Raw genomic sequence first — 22,417 nt, 5'->3', positions numbered from 1 at the left:
GCGTCGCTCAGGGGCTGGGCGGGCGACAGCTCGATCCGCTGACTACTGACCCCACCGAACAGCGCCTCGTCAACGTCGTCAGCGAGATGGCGCTGGCCTCGGGTACCCCAATTCCCGCCATTTATCTACTCGACGATGAGCCAGGCATCAATGCTTTTGCAGCAGGCTATACCGCCGACAATGCGGTCATTGGGGTCACGCGCGGCTGCCTTGAGCAGCTCAGCCGCGACGAGTTGCAGGGGGTAATCGGCCACGAGTTTAGCCACATTCTCAACGGCGACATGGGTCTCAACCTAAAGCTAATCGGGGTCATCCACGGGCTACTGCTGATCTACATCACCGGACGCGTGATTTTGCGCATGAGCTACTACTCCGGTGGCTCATCGCGCCGATCAAAGGACGACAAAGGCGGCGGGGCGATTTTGGCAGCGGCCCTGGCCATGCTGGTGATTGGCTACCTGGGCGTGCTGGGAGGGCGGTTGATCAAGAGCGCTGTGTCCCGCGAGCATGAGTTTTTGGCCGATGCGGCGGCGGTGCAGTACACCCGCAATCCCGAGGGTATTGCCGGAGCGCTGCGCAAAATTGGTCAACTCTCGGCGGGGTCTACAGTGACCTCACCGATGGCTGAAACCGCCAGCCACCTGTTTTTTGGTGAAGCCAATGGTAGCCTTTCATTTTTGGGTGGATGGTTTGCCACCCATCCGCCCCTGCGCGAACGACTGCGGCGCTTGGGCCAGGTGCCTATTGCTGCAGGCTCTCCGCTAGTAGAAGCCTCGTCAGCCTCGCCAGCCTCAGCCGAAGTGTCGCTGGTGATGGGGCTGCAGGGGAGTACGAAAACCGCCGTGCGGCGAGAGACGACTGCGATCGCACCCCCCTCTGCGGATCAGTTCATTACTGCCCTAGGCACTACCGATGCGCGACGGCTGGCCCAGGTGCGATCGCTGCTTGCCCAACTGTCCCCTACCGTCAAGGCGGCCCTCCAGGACCCCAATGGTGCTGCCGACCTGGTTTACGCCCTACTGGTGCGTACCAAGCCCGCTTTACAAACTCAGCAGATCGAGTATTTGACTGCTACCTATGGTCCAAACTGTAAACAGCGGGTAGGGCAGCTTTACAACTACGTCCGCTCCCTGGAGCCTGGACAGGACCTGCTGCTGCTAGAGGCGCTGATCCCCGCCCTGAAGCAGCTCGATCCGCAGTCGGGGCAGCAGTTTGTGCAGACGGCCCAGGCCCTGAGTCAGCCCGGAGGTCGGCTGCTGCTATCCAATTATCCAATGCAGCTCATTCTGCGCAAACGGTTGTCTAGCGGTTCGGCCCAGCCGCCAGGAACAGCAACCGATACCCTGAGCGATTGCTGGGGCGATGCTCTCACGCTGCTGGCTCTGCTAGCACGGGTTGGCCATACCCGTCCTGAAGATGCCCTCTATGCTCTGAAGCTGGGTCTTTCGCAACTGCCAGAGGCCAAAAAGCACCCATCTCCTAACCAGTTGCCCTCTGTCGGCAGTGCCGACATCAGCGCTAGCCTGGGCCGACTAGAGCAGATCAGCCCCAAACTCAAGCAGGCCATAGTCGATGCCTGTGCTCACACCGTGCTAGCCGACAATAACGTTACCCCCGCCGAGATGGGCCTGCTGCGGGCCATAGTCATTACCCTTGACTGTCCCGCCCCGCCCTTCCTTAAATAATGCCAGCCCCATAGTCATCTTTTCGAACACCTCTGCTACAATTTAAAGCTGCGCTATTGTGCCGTTTGATTACCGTTGGAGAATAACCCATGGCTCGTCATTGTGAATTGACTGGGAAGAAAGCAAACAACGCCTTTGCGATCTCCCACTCCCACCGTCGCACCAAGCGCCTGCAGGAGGCTAACCTGCAAGAGAAGCGGGTGTGGTGGCCCCAGGGCAAGCGCTGGGTAAAACTGCGTCTGTCAACTAAAGCTATCAAGACCCTGCAATCTAAGGGCCTAGATGCCATGGCTAAAGAAGCCGGTATCAACCTAAACAAGTACTAGATTTGGCTTGAGCTAGCTAGCTTCGGCGGCGCAGTAGCGCCAGCCCCGCCGCCACAACACTAATTGCAAAGGCCGTGCCTGGTTCAGGTACGGCCTTTGATGTAGCCTGGCGCTGTACCGTCATCACAAAGTTGAACACTACCGACTCGCCTGGGGCTAGGCCACGATCAAATTGAAAGGCAGCGGTGGCATCGCCATCGATAAACGGACCAGGGTTAGGCTGCAGCCCGGTGGCGGGAGAGTTATATAGCTGAGCTAGCAGCTGACCATAGGGGCTAATCTGTACCGCTGTTGGAACTTGGTCAACGGTGAGAGTAGCGCGTGCCCCGCTAGAGTCGGTTTGAGTAAAGGTGTTGTTTGAGAAGAGGGCGGTGTCATTATCGAGTACGCCATCGAACTGGAGGTCGTAGTCGATGTACTTGAACAGACTGACGTCAAGCCAGTCGGTTCCGGTGTTAGTAAGCGTTACGGTTTCCTGGCGGGCAGCGCGGTAGCTACCCGGAATGCTCCCCAGCAGCACAGAATTAATTGAGAAGTTGAGATTGGCTCCAAAGGTGGAGAAGCTAGCGCTGAAGCGATTGGTAGCGGGCTGACTAAAGGATAGCGATCGCAGATCTTCAAGCCTTAGTTCACGCGGGGCGGCGCTGTTACCAAGATTGAGAAAGTACAGATCGGTAAATATCGTCTCGAAACCGTCTACTAGCCACGATTGGTCTTCGCTAAAGCGCAGCAGATCAGCTTGGTAGGTCGAGTTGCCATCGGTTAGCTCAATCAACTCTGGGGGCAGTAAGTCTGCGGCTACGGCCAGCCCTGGGGTAAAGGCAGTGGCCAGGGCCACTGTCACACCCAAAGTGGGTAGGGTAATAGCCGACCAATGTTTCATGATGAATACAAAAGGGGTTAACGAGAGGTCACGGCAGGTTTGGCCATTTAGCTGGGAGGTTGACACCGATAGACGGTTGTAAGCACACAGCGGCCGCGTTCACTCCTAGACTAGTCAGGGCACCTCGGTTCTGGAATCCGATCCCTAAGGGTATTTACGGAATCCTTAAGCAAACTTTACCGATCATAAGCGGAGTTGCTGCTCATAAAGAACCGAATACTGAGCTTTTGATCGCGCACGATTTACTTTTATTAGCAAAAACCAGAGTATTCCGAGCAACCGCTCAAGCAGTAACGTAGACCCAGGGATAGGCTTAGGTGTTCCTAGAATATTCCTAGCTGCCTGGCCTGCTTTAGTTTTTGCCTACTGGTTTACTAATGAGCGATCGCCCCCCTACGCCCACTCTCGACAATCGCCAGGCAGTGCAGCGGGTATTGTTAATTACCTTGGCCCTCAACCTGGCGGTAGTAGGGCTTAAGGCTACGGTGGGTTGGATAACGGGGTCGCTGAGCTTGCTGGCCGATGCGCTGCATAGCGTTACTGACAGCGCCAACAATGTATTGGGCCTGGCCACCAACCGCCTGGCCGATCCCCAACCCGATCGCGATCATCCCTACGGTCACCAAAAATTTGAGGCGATCGGGGCCTTGGGCGTGGCGGCCTTTTTGGGCATTGCCTGTTTTGAAATTCTCAAAAGTGCCGTAGAGCGCGTTGTCTCAGGGGGTAACCAGGTCACCATGAGTGCTACCGCTCTCTGGATTATGCTCACGGTGCTGGGCATCAATATCTTTGTTGCCTTTTACGAACGCCGGGTGGGTCAGGCTCTCAACAGCAAAATTCTGATAGCCGACGCTCGCCATACCATGAGCGACATTTGGACCACCATCGTCGTGCTAGCCGGGCTAATTGGTGTCTGGCAAGGGCTAGCCTGGCTAGATGTGGCCCTGGCGTTTCCGGTGGCGCTGCTGGTATTTAAGAGCGGGTGGGCCGTGTTGCGCGAAAACCTACCCTGGCTGGTCGATGAAATGGCGATCGACCCGGAGGCCATTCACGCCCAGGTCATGCAGGTGCCCGGCGTGGTCAACTGTCACAGCATTGCCTCGCGGGGGCTGCTGGGGCGGCAGGTGTTTATTGACATGCATCTGGTGGTCAAGCCCACCGAGCTGCGGGCCGCCCACACCGTCACCGAAGCCGTTGAAGACCGTCTAGAGCAAGTCTACGGCCCGGCCCGAATTACTATTCACGTCGAGCCTCGTGAGTACACCGAGGAAGAGATCACCTATTAGGTGAGGGGAAGTACGGGCAAAGCGAAGACTAGCATTCAGTACCTCTAGTACCCGACGGCTGAAATATGCCCACCATTCCGGCTCGCTTGGCTCCCTAGCTCCCCTGCTCCCTTGCGATTGGCAATAGTCGTCATACTTATGCCGCTGTCTACTAGCCTCCTCTGTGAAGCCGTGGCAGACTCATCCTGAGCGCTGACAGATTACACTGGTGAAGGGGCAAGAGCCTTGATCCCGTTGCGAACCATTTATGAACTTTTTGACCAATCTGATTCCCGGTCGAGCTGACCAGACGACCCTGCCCAAGCGCAGCCGTCGCGTGCGGGGAGTCGAACTCAAGAGCGAAGCTGAGCTGGAGATTATGCGCGAGGCGGCTCGCATTGTGGCTACGGTGCTAAAAGAGATCCAGGCTCTGGTACAGCCGGGTATGACCACCGCCGACCTCGATGCCCACGCCGAAACACGTATTCGCGAGATGGGGGCGACTCCTAGCTTTAAGGGCTACCATGGTTTTCCGGCCTCGATTTGCGCCTGTATTAATGACCAGGTGGTGCATGGTATTCCCAACAAGCGGCAGGTGATTCGTCGAGGCGACCTGCTCAAGGTCGATACCGGGGCCTACTACAACGGCTTTCACGGCGACTCGTGCATCACCATTGCGGTGGGTGAGGTATCAGCCCAGGCCAAACAGCTGATGACGGCAGCGGAGGCGGCTCTCTACGCGGGCATTGCCCAGGTGAAGCCCGGTAACACGCTGCTGGACATTGCTGGGGCGATCGAAGACTGCGTTGCCAGCTATAGTTTTGCCGTTGTAGAAGACTTCACTGGACACGGGGTGGGCCGCAACCTGCACGAAGCGCCCTCGGTATTTAACTTTCGCACCCGACAGTTGCCCAACATGAAGCTGCGGCCCGGCATGACGCTGGCGATCGAACCCATCCTCAACGCTGGGTCAAAGCAAACCCGCACCCTGAAAGACCAGTGGACAGTGGTAACCGTCGATCGCTCGTTGTCAGCCCAGTTTGAGCACACGGTGCTAGTCAGCGAAACTGGCTATGAGATTCTTACCGATCGCGCTCAGGTGCCCGTGGCGCTGGCCTCCTGAGCCAGGGTATCAACCGTGAGGCAGTCGGCCTGGCCCCGCAGTTCAGTGTCTACGGTGACGGTGTAGGCCCTGGCCTCGCTGCTGGGGGGAAACTGATGGGAGGTCACAGCACGCAGGGCGTGGTCATCTACCGCGCCGTAGCCGGAGCTGCGAAGCACCACTGGCTGGCTGCGGGTAGAGCCACTAGGGCTAACCAACACCCCCGCCTGCACTGGCCCTGGTGATTCTGAAAGGCAAGCCCGCTGGTAGTAGGTGACGTCTAGCTCCGTCGGGGCTGGCTCTGGGGTAAGGGTAGTCAATCCGGTGTCGGCGCGAATGGTCGATTGCCACTGGCTCAGGTTCTGCTCGAAGGCGGCAGCGGTGGTGGCCTCGGCGGTGTAAGTAACCCGCTGGAGAATGGCGGCCCGCAGCTGCTCAACTCGCTCTGCAGGAAGGTTGAGCCCAGCGACGTAGGTACGCAGGCGATCGCCCAAATCCCCCTCAAACAGCGGCTGACTAGAGGCCGGAGCGGACGGTGGAGCAGAGGACGTAACCGAATCGGCAGGGGGCGTACTGGCCGCCGGAGCACTGGGCTGAGCCACATTGTTAGTTGGGGCAGCCGGTCGAGCTGCACCCACTCGGGGCCGACTGGGTGCAGGGGTTGTCTGGGCTGGTCTGGGTGCAGGGGTATTTTGCAGTACTGGCTGCGGCTGAGCGAGGGCTGCGGCAGTACCTACTGTCGCTGGTGCTGCCGCTGAGGTCGGAGTTGCAGCCGCCTCAGGGGTACCCGCCGGAGGCACACGGGTGATCGCTACACTGTCTTGCTCAGGGTCGGGAGGAGGAATCACTACATCCGATGGTCCTACAGGCAGCATGAGCAACAGTCCGTGCAGACCTAGCGAGGCCAGGAGCATAGGGGCTAGCAGAATCTGCCATCGGGGTCGAGCGCGATCGGGCGGGGCAAAGCGAGTAGTCATACCAACCAGAGGGGAACGTTGTATTGTCATTACCTATTATTCAGTCATCCCACCAAGATGGCAGGAGAAGTTGCCAGGCACTGGTTATATAGTGTTGGCCAGTTCGCTTAGGACAGTACTGACCGCCTGTAGCCAAACCTGGGGTAGCGAACTAGCGTATAGCCATCGCCTATGGGTTGCCAGTGGAAATGTCCTAACCTTCGTGGCGATGGCTATAACAGCGGTTTAGCCAGTCCGGGGATCGCTAGACCAGATAATTACCAGCCCGGACGCTTGTTGTCCAGGGGCACCCACCCCAATCCCCACCAGCGACACAAAAAGGTAAGGCTGGCCCTCTCTTAACACCTGAAACAAGGGGCGATCGCAGTAGCCACCGTCCACTTTACCCACCTGGAACTGAGGCGCTGGAAAAGTACGAGGAATATCCTGAGTCTCAATGAGTTGAACATTGCGCGTCAAATAACGCAGCGACACCGCGCTAGGTTGAAGGCGGTAGTCGGCATCGCTAATTTGGGTGAAAAAGCAGCTCTGTTCGGCGGGCGACCATTCACCAATGCCTCCACGGATCAGGTAGGCGATCGCTGGAAAGGAGGTCGCTGTCGAGTCAAAATCGCTCTCCCCAGAGCCGCGCGTGAGGCGGCTAAAAATTTCGAGCGCGTCTTCGTCCTGGACAACGTTTGTGGGTGGCTCCGGCTGGGGGTCAGACGTAAACGCATCCTCTGCCGGAGGAAGCGGCTCGGCTGAATTGGCATCAGGGGGTGGAGTGCTTGAATATACCTCAGGAATGACTGGCTGCGTTGGGGCAGTCGGTGCCGCCGCAGCCGGCGGTGGGACAGCTTCCACCGCCGGTGGAGTCTCTATCGGCTCCGGCTCGACCTCGGGCAGGCTGCTGATACTCAACAGATCGACAAACTCCTCTTCGGCAGCAGGATCTTCTTCTACCTCTGGAATAGGACGAGAAGGCATTGGAACTATCAGCAACAGACCGTGCAGCACCAGGGATAGACCTAGCAAGGGGGCCAACAGCCATTTAGCCTGAATCAGACGCCTTGAATAGCGGGGTCCAGGTCTCTGGGGTACTGATGGACTGACCTGAGCGGGTTGAGGCGCTTCTACAGATTCCCTAATCGTCATAGCTTTCATGGATGATGAGGCGTCAGCGGCTGCAACCGTTTTGGGACAACGGGCAGTAGTCGCCGTAAAGCCCTTGGGAATGCGGTTAATTCCCAAGGGCTTTGCGAAATAGACAGTGGTCACAAAGTGGGCTCAGAGGGCAATCGCGCCAAAACTAGCGAAACTTACAGCTCAGCCAAAATTGCCTCGTAGCGCTGCTCAGATAGAGGTACATAGCCGACCTCGGGCACAATCTCAGCTGCGTTGTCGAGCACAAACTCCATGAAAGAGCGCACTTCGTCACTGCTCTCCAAGCTAGACTTCTTCACATATAGGAATATAGGGCGAGAAAGAGGAACGTAGGTGCCATTCTCGACGTTCTCCGGTGTAGGCAAAACACCATCCACCGCGACCGCCTTAAGAGTATCCTGGTTCTCCAGGTAGTAGGCCAGACCAAAGTAGCCCAAAGCGTTGGTATCGCGAGACACACCCAGAACCAAGATGTTGTCATCTTCGCTAGCGGTGTAGTCAGCCCGGCTTGCGCCCGATTCTCCGACAATTTCATCGGTGAAGTAGTCAAAGGTACCGGAGTCGGTACCGGGGCCAAACAGGTCGATGGGGGCATTGGGCCAGCTGGGATCGATCTGATTCCAGCGGGTGATAGTGCCCTCAGCGGCGGGCTCCCACATCATCTTGAGCTGCTCAGAGGTCATCTCCTCGGCCCAGGTATTATCTGGGTTAATCACAACCGTCAGCGCGTCGGTGGCCACAGGTACTTCAATGTACTCAATCCCAGCGGCGGTACAGGCCTCAGCCTCAGACGATTTGATGGGGCGAGATGCACCAGTAATATCTAGCTCACCAGCACAAAACTTGCTAAAGCCACCGCCCGTACCCGATACCCCAACGGTAACCTGAGTGCCACGATTTGCAGCCATGAATTCTTCAGCCATGGCTTCGCTGATGGGGAAGACTGTGCTAGAACCATCGACTTGAATAATTGAATTTTGGGACAGTGCGCTAGGAGCAGCAACACCCGCTGCCACAGTGGCAGCAAACACCCCGGCTAACGCATAGCGGTTGAATTTTTGTCGACTGAGAACCATACAACACTCTCCGTGGCGTACTAAACACTATCGAATTCGCCATTAGAGAGCGTATAGCCCTAATCCTAAGAAAGCCTGATGCCAGCGGTAAGATTAGATTCAGAAAAGTTTAAGGGCTATTAATCAGTTGTCAGTTTTCCTTTCTAAATCGGACTAAACCTCTTTAAACAACATTATTTCAACCGTTTTTGAGAATATCTAAAGCTGTTTTACCGCTGTCCAGATCTTAATTACAGCAGCAGATTTGCCCCACTATAGCGGTGGCCAATGCGCGGCGGACGATACTCGATCAGCGCTACAAAAACTCCTTCAAAAACTCGTAGGGTTCAACATCCCAGGTCGGTTCAGGCACTAAATGACTCAGTCGATGGAGAATATCGGCTTCAATGACCGCCATCTGGTCATGGGCAAACATGTCTCCCAGGGCCTGGCGATCGCGATCGCGCAGGGGGGCCAACGGGTTCGCCAGCTGAGGCGCGGCCTCTGCCAGGGAGTAGGGAGACGGTACAGCTATCCCTACGCCAGGTACTCCAGCCCTTTGAGAAACGCTAGACCCTGAGGCAGCATAGGGGCGATTGAGACGGCGCGGTCGCTTTTTAGCGGCAGCCCTTTGGCTGGTCGTAAACAGCGCTCTAGCCCAGGGGTCGTTACTCAATGAGTTGCGAACAGGGTTCGAGAACAACGAACTCAAAGGCCACAGTTCTGTTGAATAGTCCCCTGAGTAATTGACAGAAGATGAGGCCCCAATGGGGCCAGGAGTAATGCTCATGGTGCTCCAGTTCTAGTCGTGACGTTCAGGCTAAAGGTGTTGGTAACCCCTAGCTACCAACGCCAAAACAATCCTGATCAGCAACTAACCCACCAGAATCGTCTCAACACCTTGCATATCAGTATAAATGCGCAGGTGCTCAGGTCAGGCTGCCTCTAAAGCACAGTTACCAAAGGGCTAACCGAGGCTTGGAGGCGTCGAGCGCTGCTGCTTTAGGTAGGTAAACACCGACTTATCGCCAATATCGGGCACGATGGGCTGCACGGCTTTGCGTAGGGCAAACACCAAAAATAAAACGGCCCAGGCCGCCAGCAATCCCTGCTCCACACCCAGAGGTAGCCAGCCCGCCAAATGCCCTAGCAGCAGCAGCGGTACCAGTGGGGTCAGCAGCTTAGTCTCTAGGCGATCGAAGCAAAAGGCTTCCTTGAAGAAAATACCGGTGAGCGCAACGAAGGTAAAACCTATTCCCCAGAGCACCGCAGGAGTTGCCATTACCGTTTGGGCCAGAGGGCCATCAATGCCGTGGGAGAGCGCCAACGACGCCAGCCCCCCCACCAGCCAAACTCCCTGCAATAGTCGGTGCAGAGGCACTAAATAGATATGAATAGTGGCCAAACTCAACCCCAGGCCCAGCCAAAACAGCGTGTAGAGGGCGCTAATGGCCTGCACCAAAGTCGAGTTTTGGTTAGAGAAAAGCGCGATCGCAGCCCCTGCCCCAAAGGCCAGTGCCGCCACCATTAAGCCAGCGCGGTAAAGCACTACCCCCTGGCGATCGGCTGGAGTAATAGTGTAGTCACCAAACTGTCCTGAATAGACCACTGGAGTTTCATTGACAGCGCTATCCATAACGTTCACCGTAGGATGAGAAAACCTGTTCTTATCCTATCGGGTCAGGGCCTATCAGGTCAGGGCCTATCGAGTCAGGGCCGTCTGAATAGGCAAAGCAATGGTAAAGCAGGTCCGATTCTCATCACTGGTGACCTTCACATCGCCTCCCAAGTGAACTACCAGCTTTCTAACCAGGGCCAAGCCCAGACCAGTACCGCCCTGTTTCCAAGGGTCGGCGCTGGGAACGCGGTAAAACTTGTTAAAGATGCGAGGCATTTCCTCAGCCGGAATCGTAACGCCGGTATTGGTGAGGGCAATGGCTACCTGGTCGGCAGGAGAATCGGGGTGGGCCGAAACATCCAGGGTGATTTGCTCACCAGGAGGGGTGTACTTACAGGCGTTGTTGAGCAACTCTGCCAGCACCCGCTCCAAACTAGCCAGATCGGTATACAACATCGGCAGGGCCGGGGCGACTACAAGTTTTAGGGTCTGGTCGCGACTTTTAGCCCGGGTTACAAAACTATCAATCCAGCTGGCTAGCCAGGTACCGAGCAAAATCGGCTCAGGCTGAATTGGGTGATTGCCTACGTCCAGTCGCTGCAGGTCAAGCAAGTCATTGATCAGGCTAATTTCGCGCTCGCACTCCTCCTGCAAAATGCTGAAGTAGCGGCCAATCCGCGTCTGCTCAGCTCTCGGTTTTTGCAGGTCGGCGGTCAGGTCAAACTCCTGGTTGAGGGTTACCCCTAACAACTGCAGCGCTACCCGCATGCTGGTTACCGGGGTGCGCAGCTCGTGGGAAACCGTGCTGAGAAAGTCATCTTTGAGGGTGTTAAGCCGCTCTAGCTCGGCCACCTGCGACTGAGCCGCCTGGTACAGCCGCGCCTGACGAATCGCGATCGCGCACTGGTTTGCCACCTGCTGTACCAGACGAATCTCAATGTCATTAAAGCCGTAATCGCGATCGTTGATCAGCCACAGATCGCCCAGCACACCGCGATCATCCACAATTGGGCAGGCCAGCATAGCGACATAACCCCGCACCGGGTTTGGCTCCACCGAGCAAAACTGAAAGTACTGGCCGTCCAGCAGCTGGTGATACACCTCCGGGAATGCCTCCATCTGAGCCACCCGACCCTGGTAGGAAGGGCTAGAGCTGTTGTACTCGTAATAAATTGTCGATGTGCCCTGTTCCAGGTCGTAAAGCGACGTATTCGAACCCTTCACGTCGAGGGCTTCGGTCAGTTCTTTCACCGCCGTTAGCATAATCTGGTTTACATCCAGACTGTCGCGCACCCGGTCGGTAATGCGTTTAAGGGTGGCCTCAAACTCCAGTGCCGTTTGCAGCTGCTCGGTGCGCTGGGCCACCTGCTGTTCCAGGTCGGTGTTGAGCCGCTGCACCTGGTGGTAAAGACGAGCCTGCTTGATCGCCCCTCCCACCTGAGTCGCGACTTCTCGCAGGGTTTCAATTTCCCAAGCCGCCCAGGGGCGCGGACCACTACAGTCGAGAGCACATACCAAGCCATAGAGTGATTCCGCCTCTACAATCGGCATAATCAGACAGGCTTTGACCTGGGCCTGGTCAAACTTAGCCAAATAGGACGCGGGCAGGTGAGCCGTAGTAATGTCATCTATGACTTCCATTTCTCCCCGGCGATAGCGCATTAGATCGGCAGGCGTAAAACTCAAGTCGATCTGGGCCATTGCTGATCCGGCCATCGTGCTGCTAGCTGACTCGGCCACTACCCCGTTGTAGGCGGGGTCAAAGCTGTAGAACAGCACCCGATCAATGCGCAAGAAGCGGCGCACCTCGTTAACCGTTGTTTGCAGCAGATCCTCAGAATTAAGAGACTGCAAAAGATGCTGGGCGATCGCCCCTAGCAGCCGCTCTCGCTCCGACTGGCGATGCAGCGTTTGCTCAACTCGATGCAAGGGGGTAACATCCTGCAGGCTGACCATCAGCCGCAGTTCACCATCGGGGGCAAAAAAGCGCCAGGTCGTCGCCGTCAAGCGGCGGTAGTCTCCAGCGGCATCGGTCATTTCTACCGCAAAGGGCTGCGCTTCACCACTGGCCACAGCTCGCTGCCCTGCCGCCATCACTTCCTGGCTTACCCCTAGCGGCAGCACATCCATTTCCCGCTGCCCTATTAGAGCTGAGCGATTGTTACCGACCAGTGGGGTACAGGCCGCGTTGAGAAAAATCCAGCGGTGATGCTGGTCCGTTATCCACAGTGGAGCCGCGATCGCATCCAACATCTCCCAGGACATCTCCCAGGGAGCATCGGCAGCGAAATCGAGACTAGGCTGCTCTCCCGGCGGCATAGAGTCAAGGGGCAGGGTAGACATATCCGGTGGAGAAAGAGGGGGCGAGAGAAAGGGGCGTATGCTCTGTAAACACTATGCCCAGAGCCAGGCGAGAATACCCCATTCAACCAAACAAAAAATCACTTACAGAAAAACCTTAAAACAGACTATGACTTAACGCCCCCATAGTCTATAATCGTAGACCGTGCACATTTGCAGGTCCTATGAACGCAGAGGAAATCATCCGCTCAATTGAGGCGGAGCAGTTAAAGACCGATCTGCCCACCATCTACGTCGGTGACACCATTCGTGTTGGCGTGCGTATTCAAGAAGGTGGTAAAGAGCGAATCCAGCCCTACGAGGGCACCGTCATTGCCATGCGCAATGGCGGCATCAATCGCTCCATCACGGTGCGAAAGATTTTCCAAGGGGTAGGCGTCGAGCGAGTGTTTCTGCTCCATGCCCCTAAGGTAGCCAACATCACCGTGATGCGTCGTGGTAAGGCTCGTCGGGCCAAGCTCTACTACCTCCGCGATCGCGTTGGTAAAGCTACTCGCCTGAAGCAGCGTTTTGACCGCCCAATCAACTAGAATTGGGTATAGCTGAGTTTTGGTGCTAAGCACCTGGCTCCATGCGTCCTTAGTTCAGTTGGTAGAACGCGGGTCTCCAAAACCCGATGTCGGGGGTTCGAGTCCTCCAGGGCGCGCTGAAGTGTGGCGGCGGCAATTCCCAAGGCAATGGTGTTTTAGTTCTAAAACAGTCCAAAGCGGTGGGTATTGTCACTGCCTTACACTTGTTAATTAGGCCAGGGGTTTTAGTCGCTACCATTTAGTTTACTAAATTTTCTCTTTTGCCTAGTTAGGTCAACATTATCGGTTCATTCTCCCAGTTAGACAGTTCGGACAAGCGCCAACAGGAGCCAAACCAGTGGTTAAGAAAGACACCGCCGTAGAGTCTAAGGGTAAGGCCGCAGATACCCAGGTTGCCGAGCAAGGCTTTAATGTCGGTACCTTTTTGCAGGGCACCAAAGAAGAGTTAGGCAAAGTGGTTTGGCCGAGCCGACAGCAGTTAATTAGCGAATCTGCCGCTGTCATTCTCATGGTTAGCCTTTCTGCGACCCTGATCTATCTGGTTGACCGGCTATTTGGGTGGATTTCGGGGCAAGTATTCTAATGGCGCTTGAAAACTTCAACTACGACGACGCTCCTCTCGACGAGCCTTTAGATGAGCATCTAGAGGCCGAGTCTCCAGAGCCAGGCTCTGGGCCTGCAACAGAAGAAGGCAATGAAGGCGAAGCAGCCCGTTTCTACCAGCGCAAAGCCCGGTGGTATGCCGTGCAAGTGGCGTCTGGTTGCGAAAAGCGTGTAAAGCTCAACCTCGAGCAGCGCGTCAATACCTTAGATGTAGTCAATCGCATTTTCCAAGTTGAGATTCCCCAGACCCCAGCGATCAAGCTCCGCAAAGATGGAAGTCGCCAGAATATCGACGAAAAGGTCTTTCCTGGCTATGTCCTGGTGCGCATGTACATGGATGATGAAGCTTGGTCAGTGGTTAAGAACACTCCCCATGTCATCAACTTTGTAGGTGCTGAGCAGCGTCGAGCCTATGGTCGCGGTCGCGGCCATGTCAAGCCCATGCCCCTCGGCATGAGCGAGGTGAAGCGCATTTTCAAGCGCACCGAAGAGCAAAAGCCCGTGGTCAAGGTCGACATGGCCCCTGGAGACAAAATCACCGTGCTCTCAGGTCCCTTCAAAGACTTCGAGGGCGAGGTGGTGGAAGTTAGCCCCGAGCGCAGCAAGCTCAAGGCGCTGCTGTCCATCTTTGGACGTGACACTCCAGTAGAACTGGAATTTAACCAAGTGGAAAAAGAGAGTTAATTAATGGCGAAGAAAGTTGTAGCGCTGATTAAGCTGGCACTTCCTGCTGGAAAGGCAAACCCAGCTCCCCCTGTCGGTCCAGCCCTGGGTCAGCACGGGGTTAACATTATGGCCTTCTGCAAAGAGTACAACGCCCGTACCCAGGACAAAGTGGGTCTGGTGATACCGGTTGAGATCTCGGTCTTTGAAGATCGCAGCTTTACCTTCATCCTTAAAACCCCGCCTGCCTCAGTATTAATTAAAAAGGCGGCTGGTATTGAGCGTGGTTCAGGCGAACCCCGTACCCAGAAAGTGGGCTCTATCACTCGTGCCCAACTCAAAGAGATCGCCGAGACCAAAATGCCCGACCTCAACGCCAATGACATTGAGGCCGCGATGAATATTGTTGAGGGTACCGCTCGCAATATGGGCGTTACCGTCGGCGACTAGATCAAAGGTTTCGTTCTAGACCAACGTCTGATTGTTCACATTTACGGGGAAGAGGCACCGCTTCGTTTGACCCCAAGGAGATTAACCATGGCTAAGATATCTAAGCGCCTGCGGGAAGCTCAGGCCAAAGTAGAAGACCGTTTTTATGAGCCCCTAGAAGCCCTAGAACTGCTCAAAGAAACGGCTACCGCCAAGTTTACTGAGTCGGCAGAAGCCCACATTCGTTTGGGCATCGACCCCAAATACACCGACCAGCAGCTGCGGACAACGGTTATTTTGCCTAAGGGCACCGGGCAGACCGTTCGAGTTGCCGTTATCGCTAAGGGTGAGAAGGTGGCTGAGGCTACCGCTGCCGGAGCTGACTTGGTGGGTTCTGAAGAACTCATTGACGAAATTCAAAAGGGCATGATGGACTTTGACGTTCTAATTGCCACTCCCGATGTCATGCCTCAGGTGGCCAAGCTGGGTCGGCAACTTGGCCCCCGCGGCCTAATGCCCTCCCCAAAGGGGGGTACAGTCACCTTTGATCTACCCCAGGCTATCAGCGAGTTTAAAGCCGGTAAACTAGAGTTTCGGGCCGACAAAACCGGCATCGTCCATGTTATGTTTGGTAAAGTAGATTTTAGTGCTGAAGATCTACTGGTCAATCTCAAGGCTCTGCAAGAGACTGTGGATCGCAACCGTCCTTCCGGTGCGAAAGGACGTTACTGGCGGACTGTGACCATCACCTCTACCATGGGGCCTGCCATTCGCCTAGATGTTAACGCTCTGCGCGATTTCAAAACGGGCGATGCTCCCTAGGTAATTTAACCAGGCAATTCAAGTTTTACCCCAGATACACCAGGAGACCAATCGGCTGAAATAATCCCCAAAAACAGCATAAAAGACCGTAGACAGCAGGTGCTAGCCAAGGCGATGCATAAACCCTGCCGAGGTTGACGTAATGACTAACGTGCTTTTGCTTTACGCTAAGCACGTTTGGTGATTGGTCTAACCCCGGCATGGTTGTCGGGGTTTATTTTTGCCACTATTGCTGACACCAGCATGGCCAAGTCCTGGATTGGGTACTTAAGTTTCCCTATCCCCAACTAAAAGGAGGTGAGATCGATATGGGGAGAACCCTAGCGAATAAGAAAGAGTTGGTGGCCGAAATTCAGGCCCTGCTCGACGACGCCCAGCTAGCCTTTGTAATTGACTATAAAGGTCTGACTGTGGCTGAGATTAGCAACCTGCGCAACCGGCTACGGCCCAAGGGCGCGGTTTGCAAAATTGCTAAGAATACGCTGATGCGGATTGCTGTTGACGGCAACGACAACTGGCAACCCATCACTGAGTTCCTCAGAGATTCTTCAGCCTTTGTGCTGGTCAAAGAAGATTTTGGCGGAGCCATTAAGGAATACCAGGCGTTCCAAAAAGACACCAAAAAAACTACCCTTCGGGGCGGTGTCATGGAAGGTCAGGCCCTAAGCGAAGACCAAATTAAGGCCATTACCGAGCTACCCACGAAAGAAGAGCTCATGGCTCGTCTGGCCGGGGCCATTAAGGCGATGCCGACCCGCGTGGCGGTGGGTATCAATGCCGTGCCGACCCAACTGGCAGTGGGTGTCAAAGAGGTGCCTGCATCTCTGGTTCGTGCTATTCAGGCGGTCTCCGAAAAAGACGCAGCCTAAGCTCGTCTGTCACGTTTTTTCTGTTTGATTGTTTTTCTACTAGGAGTCAACTGGTAACTATGTCTGCTAAAACTGACGAAATTCTCGAACAGCTTAAGTCTCTATCTCTGCTTGAAGCATCTGAGCTAGTTAAGCAAATTGAAGAAGCTTTCGGCGTTGACGCCTCTGCCTCCGCAGGCGGCGGCATGATGATGATGGCCCCCGGCATGATGGGTGGTGCTGGCGCAGCTGCGGCTGAGCCCGAAGAAGAAAAGACCGAATTTGATGTCGTTCTTGACGAAGTGCCCGCTGATAAGAAGATCGCTGTTCTTAAGGTAGTGCGCAGTCTGACCGGGCTGGGTCTGAAAGAAGCCAAAGAAATGGTGGAAGCAGCTCCTAAGGCCATTAAGGAAGCCGTTACTAAAGAAGATGCCGAAGACGCCAAGAAGCAGATTGAAGAAGCTGGCGGTAAGGTCACTGTCAAATAGGTTGACGCCATTGCGTTAAATTAACCGTAAAAATGACCTTCGTCCTAGGATGAGGGTCTTTTTTTTAACGGAGGGTATTCTCATACTGCAACAGTGAGTAATCTGCCTTACAGCAGCCTTCAAGCACAGTAGTATGATTAAAAGAGATACAAAGTTGGGATGTAATTTATCCCATTATGCACCTGTGATGTGCTTACAGTGCACAGGAGAACGACCATGGCACAACACTTAAAGCGGTGGGAGTCGCCTCGTAGACCGGGCCGTAACCACAAGGGACGAGGCGGCACCGCTCGCCAGCGGCAGTTGCAAAAACGACAGCAAACTCTGCGTCGGTACCTCAGCGATCGCCCCAAGCAGGAACCATCCCAAGAACTACAAAAAGGGGAGCCAATAGCTCCCCTTTTTGCTGTGTAGTGACTGAGGATTAAGCGCTTTTAGCCAATCAAGAGTTCTTCTTCAGGGTATTGAATCGCCGAGGGTTTAGAGTCACCTAGTAGCGCCCCCATAAACAACAACACCCCGACACGACCCAGATACATTGTAAAAATAATCACGTATTTACCGATATCAGAAAGATCGGCAGTAATGCCGGTGGAAAGCCCTACGGTAGCGAAGGCGGAAACCGATTCAAAGAGAATCTCGATAAAGTTTAGGGTAGGGTTGCTAACGGCAACCAGGGCGGTAGCGGCAACAACGGCTATACCTGAGCCCACGACTACTGCGATCGCTTTCAGCACCCGGCTAGTCGGAATTTGCCGCCTAAAACAGAGCACCTGCTCTTTGCCCTGCAGGGCCATCCGGGTGCAGGCAATCAAAATGCGAATTGTGGTGGTTTTAATCCCACCGCCCGTGCTGCCAGGGCTGGCTCCAATAAACATGAGAGCAATCATGATGAATAGCGAGGCGTTCCCCATTGCCCCAATGTCGATGGTATTGAACCCGGCAGTACGCGCAATAACAGACTGAAACCAGGCCATCAACAGCTTATAGTGGGGCTCTACTGGCCCTAGCGTGTCTGGATTTTGGTACTCGATGACAAAGAAGGCTAGCGTGCCTATGGCCAACAGCACCGCTGTAGTGCTGGTAACGACTTTAAAGTTGAGGGAAAATAGGCCTCGGCAGCGATTGCCCTCAATGCGGTTGCGCAGCCAATTAAGCAATTCCATAATTACCTGATAGCCAATGCCGCCAACAATCACTAACGCTGTGATAATTGCATTGACCCAGGGGTTGAGAGCATAGCCGACCAGGCTGTCTTCAAATAGGCTAAAGCCAGCATTATTAAAGGCGCTGATGCTGTGAAATACCGATAACCACAGGCCATAGGCTGCCCCATAGTCTTGGCTAAACACGGGGTAGAGGCAAAACAGACCAGTTAGCTCAAAGACAAGCGTCATGGCAATGATGGAGAGAACCAGCGACTTGCCCCCCGCCAGGGCGGTGTTATCCATTGACTGCTGAATAGCCAATCGCTCCCGCAGCCCCAGCCGTCGTCCCAGCAGGAGCACCAAAAAAGTGTTAGCAGTCATGTAGCCTAGCCCCCCCACCTGAATTAGCGTGAGAATAACGGCTTCTCCAAAGGCTGAAAAGTAGCTACCAGTATCGACTACAATCAGCCCCGTCACGCAGACAGCGGAGGTTGCCGTAAAAAAGGCCACCAAAGGGTCATTCCAATCGCCGCTGGCGGTGGCGAAGGGCAGCAGCAGCAGTAGGGTACCCACGGTTATGAGCACTAAAAAACCAAGGCATATGGTGCGCGGAACCGTCATCTGCATAAGCTGAACATTCCGCAAAACACGGAGGATAAAGGCAACCCTATATTTCCACGAGTTGACGCTCTCAGCCAATATAGCGGAAGATTTAACCCGTTAAGCCCCTGTGGGGCACTGTTCTTTAGCCCCGGATCGACATGGTCAATACGTTGCACAAAAAAGTTCAGACGTTTTATGACGACTCGTCGGGGCTGTGGGAGCAGATCTGGGGCGAGCACATGCACCATGGCTACTACGGCCCGGATGGGCGTCAGCGCAAAAATCGCCGCCAGGCCCAGATTGATTTGATCGACGAGTGTTTGGCCTGGGCAGGGGTTACCCAGGCGACCGATATCTTGGACTGCGGCTGCGGCATTGGTGGCAGTGCGCTGGAACTGGCAACCCGGTTTAATGCCAGGGTCACCGGTATTTCCCTGAGCCCGGTGCAGATTCAGCGAGCGACAGAGCGGGCTACCGCAGCAAATTTGGGCGAAGACACACCTCCCTGCGCTCGTTTTGAGGTGGCCGATGCGCTACAAACTCCCTTTGCAGACCAAAGCTTTGACTTCGTATGGTCAATGGAAAGCGGCGAGCACATGCCCGACAAGGTGACCTTTTTGCAGGAGTGCTACCGAGTGCTAAAGCCGGGAGGCAAATTACTGATGGCAACCTGGTGCCATCGCCCTACCTATTCACTAGCGGGGCCATTGACTTGGCTAGAGCAGCAGCAGCTCAGCTGGATTTATCAGGTCTACGGACTGCCCTACGTCATTGCCCTGCCTGACTACGAGGCGATCGCGCACAGCTGCGGGTTTAGCCACCTACACAGCGCCGACTGGTCGCTAGCTGTGGCCCCTTTTTGGGATGAGGTGATCGCCTCGGCTCTCACCCCTGAGGGTCTAGCAGGGCTAGTGAAGGCCGGCCCTGGCACCCTCCAGGGGGCGCTAGCGCTAGGCCCTATGCGTCAGGGGCTCCAGAGCGGCCTGATTCGCTACGGACTGCTGTGCGCAGTGCGCTAGGCGATCGCAAACCGAAAAAAAGGTGAGCACCCACAGGTGCTCACCCTAGAACTAACGCGTTGTCTCTGCTCTGGTAGTCGTAGCCCTACTGGGGTCGGGCGGCGGGGCAGTCGATGGCCCGAACGGCAGCGGCGGCAGTGTAGTCGCGCAATGCATTCGTGTTGGGAGCAAAGTTGGTGCCGGTTTCGTTAAGCGGAGTGGCGATCGCACAGTAAGCGGCCATTTGCCTAATTGCATTGGCCCCCCAGTGACCGTTGATGTCGGTGAAGTTGGATGGGTTGGCGATATTAGGTACTAACCCCCCAGTCGCTGGATCGAGCCCTGGCACGGGACTAGTGCTAGTGGTGTCACCGGCCCCAGCGTTGGCCCGCACCTGAGCCACCCGATACATCATGGCCATTAGCTCGGCTCGGGAGACATTGTCAGTGGGTCGGAAGTTGCCGGTACCAGCATCGCCGCTGACAAAGCCCAGCTGCTGAGCCTGACGAATCTTAAGAGCACTCCACCGATTAGCCGCCACATCGGGGAACGGAGCCCTAAACACCTGTTGATCAGCCTGGGCAATCACCGATGTCGGCAGAATTCTCGATGCGGTTTCAATGACGACCGAAACGGCCTGCTCTCGAGTCAGCGGCGCAGTGGGTCTGAAAGTGTTGTCCTCAGGGAACCCTGAGATCACCCCTAGACTAGCGGCGCGAGTGATTTCAGACGCGTAGCGGTTGCCCCGAATGTCGTTGAAAGCCAGGGTCGGGGGCGTAACGGGTGGAGTAACCGGAGGCGTACCACCACCGGTTTCACCGCCCTGTAACTGGGCCAGGGTCAGGTCATTGGTGAAATACACCAGATGAGAGCTGACAATTTGATCATTAAACGTGCGTTTGGTCAGCGACCAACCGGGATTGAGATCGAGTTGGGTAAAACCGGTAGGGCTGATGCCGTTGGCGCGGCCAATGGTAATGCGATTGCGCGAAATAGTACTAGGAGCAAACTGTAGCAGCAAGTCGCCATCTCGCTGGTTGACCTCAAATCGAGCCCCTGACAAGTCTTGGCCTGCCAGACGAATAGCATAGCCGTTGGTATCGCGCTGCAGACGACAAACGCCGGTAAAGTCAAAGGTGTTCCACAGCGCATTGACTTGAGTGGGCTCGCCGCCGGGATTAGCGATTGTCCAGCAGGGGGGATTGGGCTGAAGCTGTTCTACGATGTACAGCCGATAGGGCTGCGCCGTACTGCCAGGCACAGCTACCACCAGAAAGTTATTCGCATTGATATCAGTGTTGCCAAAGGTTTGCGCTAGTAGCGTGCCTGTCTCGCGCACCATGGGCTGAACTGGGGTACGGTTTTGGGCAACAGCCTGACCGGCCCCACCAAGCACCCCAAGAGTGGCTGCCACCAGTGCAGCTGCTTTAAGCTTCGACATAGGATTCATTGTCACCCGTCCTAGTTTCCTAGATAGTAGATAGCGGTTTGTGATGTGGGGATGATTTCTCTACCTTAAGCCCTGGCAATCGGGGGCGAAGTCTCACCTCAACCACTTACCAGACTGGCTGATAGCACGGGTTAACGGCTCAACATTAGAATTATGAGTTTGATTTGCCCAAGCCCCAAAAACCTAAATTAGCCAGGGGTCAAACGACCGTGCCCTAAGGCAACGACCGAAACTTTCCGAGCCTGAACCAGTCCTATAGCTGGAGGGCTAATGGGCCTAGTCAGCCTAGAAAAGCCGCCATTTATTGTAGGGTCATCCCTGGTATACAACCCTACTCTTTGCGGGATTTCCTGGGATTCGTTGCAAAACCTTACGGTTTTACTACTGCCGCTGACGTATAGTCTACTCCGCAGCCTAGAGCTGAAACTCATCTAGCCCCGGCGAGGTCAGGCCAGGTAGAGTAATGTCGCGGCTGACGGAGGCTTTATAGCTCTCCTGCTGGGTCACCATATCGACAGAAATGGCCTCAAACCGGGCCTCTAGGCAGCCCAGGGGCACCGTCAGCTGTAGGTTACCTTCTAACTGTCCCTGCCCGTTGGGCAGCAGATTCATCACCTGACGGGGTTCATCGGCGAGGCTGCGAGTCTGAGGATCAGTAATCCAAACCTTGAGGTACAGGCGGTTGGGATGAAACGGCACCCGTAGAGTCACCAAGACAGGTTCGCCAGCGATCAGGTCACCCTCGGGCAATACCAAGATGGGCATGGGTGGAGTAATCGCTTCAGGGGTGACTTCTGTATCAGACGCTTCAAACACCATCGCTTCAGCTGTCTTGACAGTCGTGAGAGCGGGGTCTTCATCTTCGTAGATCACTACTTCGCCAGCAAAGGGAATAAACTCCGGCGGGGTCTCGCTGACCTCGTCTACCACAACTGGCTCAGCCTCGATGGCCTCGGGACGATTGTCTAGGGCCTCCTGCTGGAGATTGACCGCTAGCTCATTCAACCTGGCCCAAAAGCGGTCTTGCAGCTTTAAGTCTTTGAACCCCATGGCTTCGTGAGAAATGAGCTGCGGCTCTTGCCCACTGGGCTGGCGGCTAGAGGCAGGGGGCTGGTTATTCAATGCGGCTAGGGGGTCAGCAGCCTGGGAAGGGGTTGAAAGCGGCGGTAGGCTCAGCCCTCGGTTAGGGTTTAAGCCAGGGGCAGTTTCGCGGGCCGGAGCACCTGATCCGGCCTCTGTAGCAGGATTGGGAGCCGCTGTAGGATAGGGTTTAAGCCGACCTACAGGGGGCAGCGTAGGCTGATGCGCCGCCGCCTCGTGGGGAGAGGGGTAGTAAATCTTAGGGGGTAAGGCAGCACCGCCGCGCGGCAGGGTCAGAATGGGCATTTCCCGGGGGGGAGCGGTGCGACCGGCAATATCC

Annotated in this window: 22 protein-coding genes, 1 tRNA gene, 1 pseudogene and 1 other annotated feature; of the genes and pseudogenes, 14 read left to right on the top strand and 10 right to left on the bottom strand. The window is 55.5% G+C overall.

Translation table 11 applies throughout. The features are described from left to right. Together IQ273_RS13860 and rpmB are read left to right on the top strand one after the other, a co-directional pair. The coding region (locus tag IQ273_RS13860; RefSeq protein ID WP_194023766.1) for a M48 family metallopeptidase at nucleotides 1–1,685 on the top strand (1,685 nt) is incomplete at its 5' end. An 89-nt stretch (nucleotides 1,686–1,774) separates the two neighbouring features. Continuing rightward, complete coding sequence (gene rpmB, locus IQ273_RS13855; protein WP_194023765.1) at nucleotides 1,775–2,011, top strand: 50S ribosomal protein L28; 237 nt, start codon at nucleotides 1,775–1,777, stop codon at nucleotides 2,009–2,011. A 16-nt stretch (nucleotides 2,012–2,027) separates the two neighbouring features. Here rpmB and IQ273_RS13850 read toward each other — a convergent pair whose 3' ends face one another. Continuing rightward, the gene (locus tag IQ273_RS13850; RefSeq protein ID WP_194023764.1) at nucleotides 2,028–2,894 is read right to left on the bottom strand and encodes a PEP-CTERM sorting domain-containing protein; all 867 of its coding nucleotides are present in this window, start codon (nucleotides 2,892–2,894) and stop codon (nucleotides 2,028–2,030) included. A gap of 377 nt (nucleotides 2,895–3,271) precedes the next feature. On the opposite strand from IQ273_RS13850, the gene IQ273_RS13845 reads away from it, so the two are divergent. Together IQ273_RS13845 and map are read left to right on the top strand one after the other, a co-directional pair. Continuing rightward, entirely contained in the window at nucleotides 3,272–4,180 is a 909-nt protein-coding gene (locus IQ273_RS13845; RefSeq protein ID WP_194023763.1) for a cation diffusion facilitator family transporter, read from the top strand. Nucleotides 4,181–4,427: 247 nt separating this feature from the next. Continuing rightward, nucleotides 4,428–5,282 carry a type I methionyl aminopeptidase gene (map, locus tag IQ273_RS13840; protein ID WP_194023762.1) on the top strand — a complete coding sequence of 285 codons (855 nt, stop codon included), beginning with the start codon at nucleotides 4,428–4,430 and terminating at the stop codon, nucleotides 5,280–5,282. On the opposite strand, the gene IQ273_RS13835 is transcribed toward map, so the two are convergent. From IQ273_RS13835 to IQ273_RS13810, 6 genes are all read right to left on the bottom strand, one after another. After that, a complete protein-coding gene (locus IQ273_RS13835; protein ID WP_194023761.1) occupies nucleotides 5,255–6,238 on the bottom strand; it encodes an energy transducer TonB in 984 nt (327 codons plus the stop codon). The genes map and IQ273_RS13835 overlap by 28 nt on opposite strands. A 225-nt stretch (nucleotides 6,239–6,463) precedes the next feature. Beyond that, on the bottom strand, nucleotides 6,464–7,204 hold the full coding sequence (locus tag IQ273_RS13830; RefSeq protein ID WP_194023760.1) for a hypothetical protein: 741 nt from the start codon (nucleotides 7,202–7,204) through the stop codon (nucleotides 6,464–6,466). A gap of 332 nt (nucleotides 7,205–7,536) precedes the next feature. Then, the gene (locus tag IQ273_RS13825) at nucleotides 7,537–8,457 is read right to left on the bottom strand and encodes a PstS family phosphate ABC transporter substrate-binding protein (protein ID WP_194023759.1); all 921 of its coding nucleotides are present in this window, start codon (nucleotides 8,455–8,457) and stop codon (nucleotides 7,537–7,539) included. Between the two features lie 295 nt (nucleotides 8,458–8,752). Then, nucleotides 8,753–9,112, bottom strand: coding sequence for a hypothetical protein (locus tag IQ273_RS33670; protein ID WP_228052997.1), 360 nt, complete (start codon nucleotides 9,110–9,112; stop codon nucleotides 8,753–8,755). A 291-nt stretch (nucleotides 9,113–9,403) separates the two neighbouring features. After that, nucleotides 9,404–10,072, bottom strand: a complete 669-nt coding sequence (locus IQ273_RS13815) for a DUF2301 domain-containing membrane protein (RefSeq protein ID WP_194023758.1) — start codon at nucleotides 10,070–10,072, stop codon at nucleotides 9,404–9,406. A gap of 66 nt (nucleotides 10,073–10,138) precedes the next feature. After that, nucleotides 10,139–12,397, bottom strand: a complete 2,259-nt coding sequence (locus IQ273_RS13810; protein ID WP_194023757.1) for a GAF domain-containing protein — start codon at nucleotides 12,395–12,397, stop codon at nucleotides 10,139–10,141. Nucleotides 12,398–12,579: 182 nt separating this feature from the next. Here IQ273_RS13810 and rplS point away from each other — a divergent pair, with 182 nt between their 5' ends. The 9 genes from rplS (at nucleotide 12,580) to IQ273_RS13765 (ending at nucleotide 17,212) form a co-directional block, all read left to right on the top strand. Continuing rightward, nucleotides 12,580–12,945 carry a 50S ribosomal protein L19 gene (rplS, locus tag IQ273_RS13805; RefSeq protein ID WP_194023756.1) on the top strand — a complete coding sequence of 122 codons (366 nt, stop codon included), beginning with the start codon at nucleotides 12,580–12,582 and terminating at the stop codon, nucleotides 12,943–12,945. A gap of 43 nt (nucleotides 12,946–12,988) precedes the next feature. Beyond that, a tRNA-Trp gene (locus tag IQ273_RS13800) sits at nucleotides 12,989–13,061 on the top strand. Nucleotides 13,062–13,282: 221 nt separating this feature from the next. Further along, nucleotides 13,283–13,528 (top strand): preprotein translocase subunit SecE, encoded by a 246-nt coding sequence (secE, locus tag IQ273_RS13795; RefSeq protein ID WP_194023755.1) that lies wholly within the window; start codon nucleotides 13,283–13,285, stop codon nucleotides 13,526–13,528. Further along, nucleotides 13,528–14,232 carry a transcription termination/antitermination protein NusG gene (gene nusG / locus IQ273_RS13790; protein ID WP_194023754.1) on the top strand — a complete coding sequence of 235 codons (705 nt, stop codon included), beginning with the start codon at nucleotides 13,528–13,530 and terminating at the stop codon, nucleotides 14,230–14,232. The genes secE and nusG overlap by 1 nt, the downstream gene beginning before the upstream one ends. Nucleotides 14,233–14,235: 3 nt before the next feature. Further along, the gene (gene rplK, locus IQ273_RS13785; protein ID WP_194023753.1) at nucleotides 14,236–14,661 is read left to right on the top strand and encodes a 50S ribosomal protein L11; all 426 of its coding nucleotides are present in this window, start codon (nucleotides 14,236–14,238) and stop codon (nucleotides 14,659–14,661) included. Between the two features lie 87 nt (nucleotides 14,662–14,748). Then, on the top strand, nucleotides 14,749–15,462 hold the full coding sequence (gene rplA / locus IQ273_RS13780) for a 50S ribosomal protein L1 (protein ID WP_194023752.1): 714 nt from the start codon (nucleotides 14,749–14,751) through the stop codon (nucleotides 15,460–15,462). 68 nt (nucleotides 15,463–15,530) lie between these two features. Then, nucleotides 15,531–15,690: a sequence feature (ribosomal protein L10 leader region), on the top strand. A gap of 80 nt (nucleotides 15,691–15,770) precedes the next feature. Further along, nucleotides 15,771–16,331: a 50S ribosomal protein L10 gene (gene rplJ, locus IQ273_RS13775; RefSeq protein ID WP_194023751.1), complete on the top strand. Its 561-nt coding sequence runs from the start codon at nucleotides 15,771–15,773 to the stop codon at nucleotides 16,329–16,331. Between the two features lie 59 nt (nucleotides 16,332–16,390). Then, nucleotides 16,391–16,798: a 50S ribosomal protein L7/L12 gene (rplL, locus tag IQ273_RS13770; protein ID WP_194023750.1), complete on the top strand. Its 408-nt coding sequence runs from the start codon at nucleotides 16,391–16,393 to the stop codon at nucleotides 16,796–16,798. Between the two features lie 216 nt (nucleotides 16,799–17,014). Then, nucleotides 17,015–17,212 (top strand): hypothetical protein, encoded by a 198-nt coding sequence (locus IQ273_RS13765; protein ID WP_194023749.1) that lies wholly within the window; start codon nucleotides 17,015–17,017, stop codon nucleotides 17,210–17,212. 20 nt (nucleotides 17,213–17,232) lie between these two features. Here IQ273_RS13765 and IQ273_RS13760 read toward each other — a convergent pair whose 3' ends face one another. Further along, nucleotides 17,233–18,567, bottom strand: a complete 1,335-nt coding sequence (locus IQ273_RS13760; RefSeq protein WP_194023748.1) for a TrkH family potassium uptake protein — start codon at nucleotides 18,565–18,567, stop codon at nucleotides 17,233–17,235. A gap of 140 nt (nucleotides 18,568–18,707) precedes the next feature. Here IQ273_RS13760 and IQ273_RS13755 point away from each other — a divergent pair, with 140 nt between their 5' ends. After that, nucleotides 18,708–19,568 (top strand): methyltransferase domain-containing protein, encoded by an 861-nt coding sequence (locus tag IQ273_RS13755; protein WP_194023747.1) that lies wholly within the window; start codon nucleotides 18,708–18,710, stop codon nucleotides 19,566–19,568. Between the two features lie 85 nt (nucleotides 19,569–19,653). Here IQ273_RS13755 and IQ273_RS13750 read toward each other — a convergent pair whose 3' ends face one another. Then, entirely contained in the window at nucleotides 19,654–20,961 is a 1,308-nt protein-coding gene (locus IQ273_RS13750; RefSeq protein ID WP_313898108.1) for a DUF3747 domain-containing protein, read from the bottom strand. 450 nt (nucleotides 20,962–21,411) lie between these two features. Further along, nucleotides 21,412–22,417: pseudogene (locus IQ273_RS13745) on the bottom strand (hypothetical protein); the annotation flags it as partial.

The sequence above is a fragment of the Nodosilinea sp. LEGE 07298 genome, from assembly GCF_015207265.1.
GTDB lineage: Bacteria > Cyanobacteriota > Cyanobacteriia > Phormidesmidales > Phormidesmidaceae > Nodosilinea.
Note: the sequence above shows the minus strand (reverse complement) of the source record. Positions and strands in the feature narration are given on the sequence as shown.

Bases quoted from the DNA above. Each gene is read 5' to 3' on its own strand.
- rpmB (WP_194023765.1), top strand. From the start codon at position 1,775: ATGGCTCGTCATTGTGAATTGACTGGGAAGAAAGCAAACAACGCCTTT.
- IQ273_RS13850 (WP_194023764.1), bottom strand. From the start codon at position 2,894: ATGAAACATTGGTCGGCTATTACCCTACCCACTTTGGGTGTGACAGTG.
- IQ273_RS13845 (WP_194023763.1), top strand. From the start codon at position 3,272: ATGAGCGATCGCCCCCCTACGCCCACTCTCGACAATCGCCAGGCAGTG.
- map (WP_194023762.1), top strand. From the start codon at position 4,428: ATGAACTTTTTGACCAATCTGATTCCCGGTCGAGCTGACCAGACGACC.
- IQ273_RS13835 (WP_194023761.1), bottom strand. From the start codon at position 6,238: ATGACTACTCGCTTTGCCCCGCCCGATCGCGCTCGACCCCGATGGCAG.
- IQ273_RS13830 (WP_194023760.1), bottom strand. From the start codon at position 7,204: ATGCCTTCTCGTCCTATTCCAGAGGTAGAAGAAGATCCTGCTGCCGAA.
- IQ273_RS13825 (WP_194023759.1), bottom strand. From the start codon at position 8,457: ATGGTTCTCAGTCGACAAAAATTCAACCGCTATGCGTTAGCCGGGGTG.
- IQ273_RS13815 (WP_194023758.1), bottom strand. From the start codon at position 10,072: ATGGATAGCGCTGTCAATGAAACTCCAGTGGTCTATTCAGGACAGTTT.
- IQ273_RS13810 (WP_194023757.1), bottom strand. From the start codon at position 12,397: ATGTCTACCCTGCCCCTTGACTCTATGCCGCCGGGAGAGCAGCCTAGT.
- rplS (WP_194023756.1), top strand. From the start codon at position 12,580: ATGAACGCAGAGGAAATCATCCGCTCAATTGAGGCGGAGCAGTTAAAG.
- nusG (WP_194023754.1), top strand. From the start codon at position 13,528: ATGGCGCTTGAAAACTTCAACTACGACGACGCTCCTCTCGACGAGCCT.
- rplK (WP_194023753.1), top strand. From the start codon at position 14,236: ATGGCGAAGAAAGTTGTAGCGCTGATTAAGCTGGCACTTCCTGCTGGA.
- rplA (WP_194023752.1), top strand. From the start codon at position 14,749: ATGGCTAAGATATCTAAGCGCCTGCGGGAAGCTCAGGCCAAAGTAGAA.
- rplJ (WP_194023751.1), top strand. From the start codon at position 15,771: ATGGGGAGAACCCTAGCGAATAAGAAAGAGTTGGTGGCCGAAATTCAG.
- rplL (WP_194023750.1), top strand. From the start codon at position 16,391: ATGTCTGCTAAAACTGACGAAATTCTCGAACAGCTTAAGTCTCTATCT.
- IQ273_RS13765 (WP_194023749.1), top strand. From the start codon at position 17,015: ATGGCACAACACTTAAAGCGGTGGGAGTCGCCTCGTAGACCGGGCCGT.
- IQ273_RS13760 (WP_194023748.1), bottom strand. From the start codon at position 18,567: ATGACGGTTCCGCGCACCATATGCCTTGGTTTTTTAGTGCTCATAACC.
- IQ273_RS13755 (WP_194023747.1), top strand. From the start codon at position 18,708: ATGGTCAATACGTTGCACAAAAAAGTTCAGACGTTTTATGACGACTCG.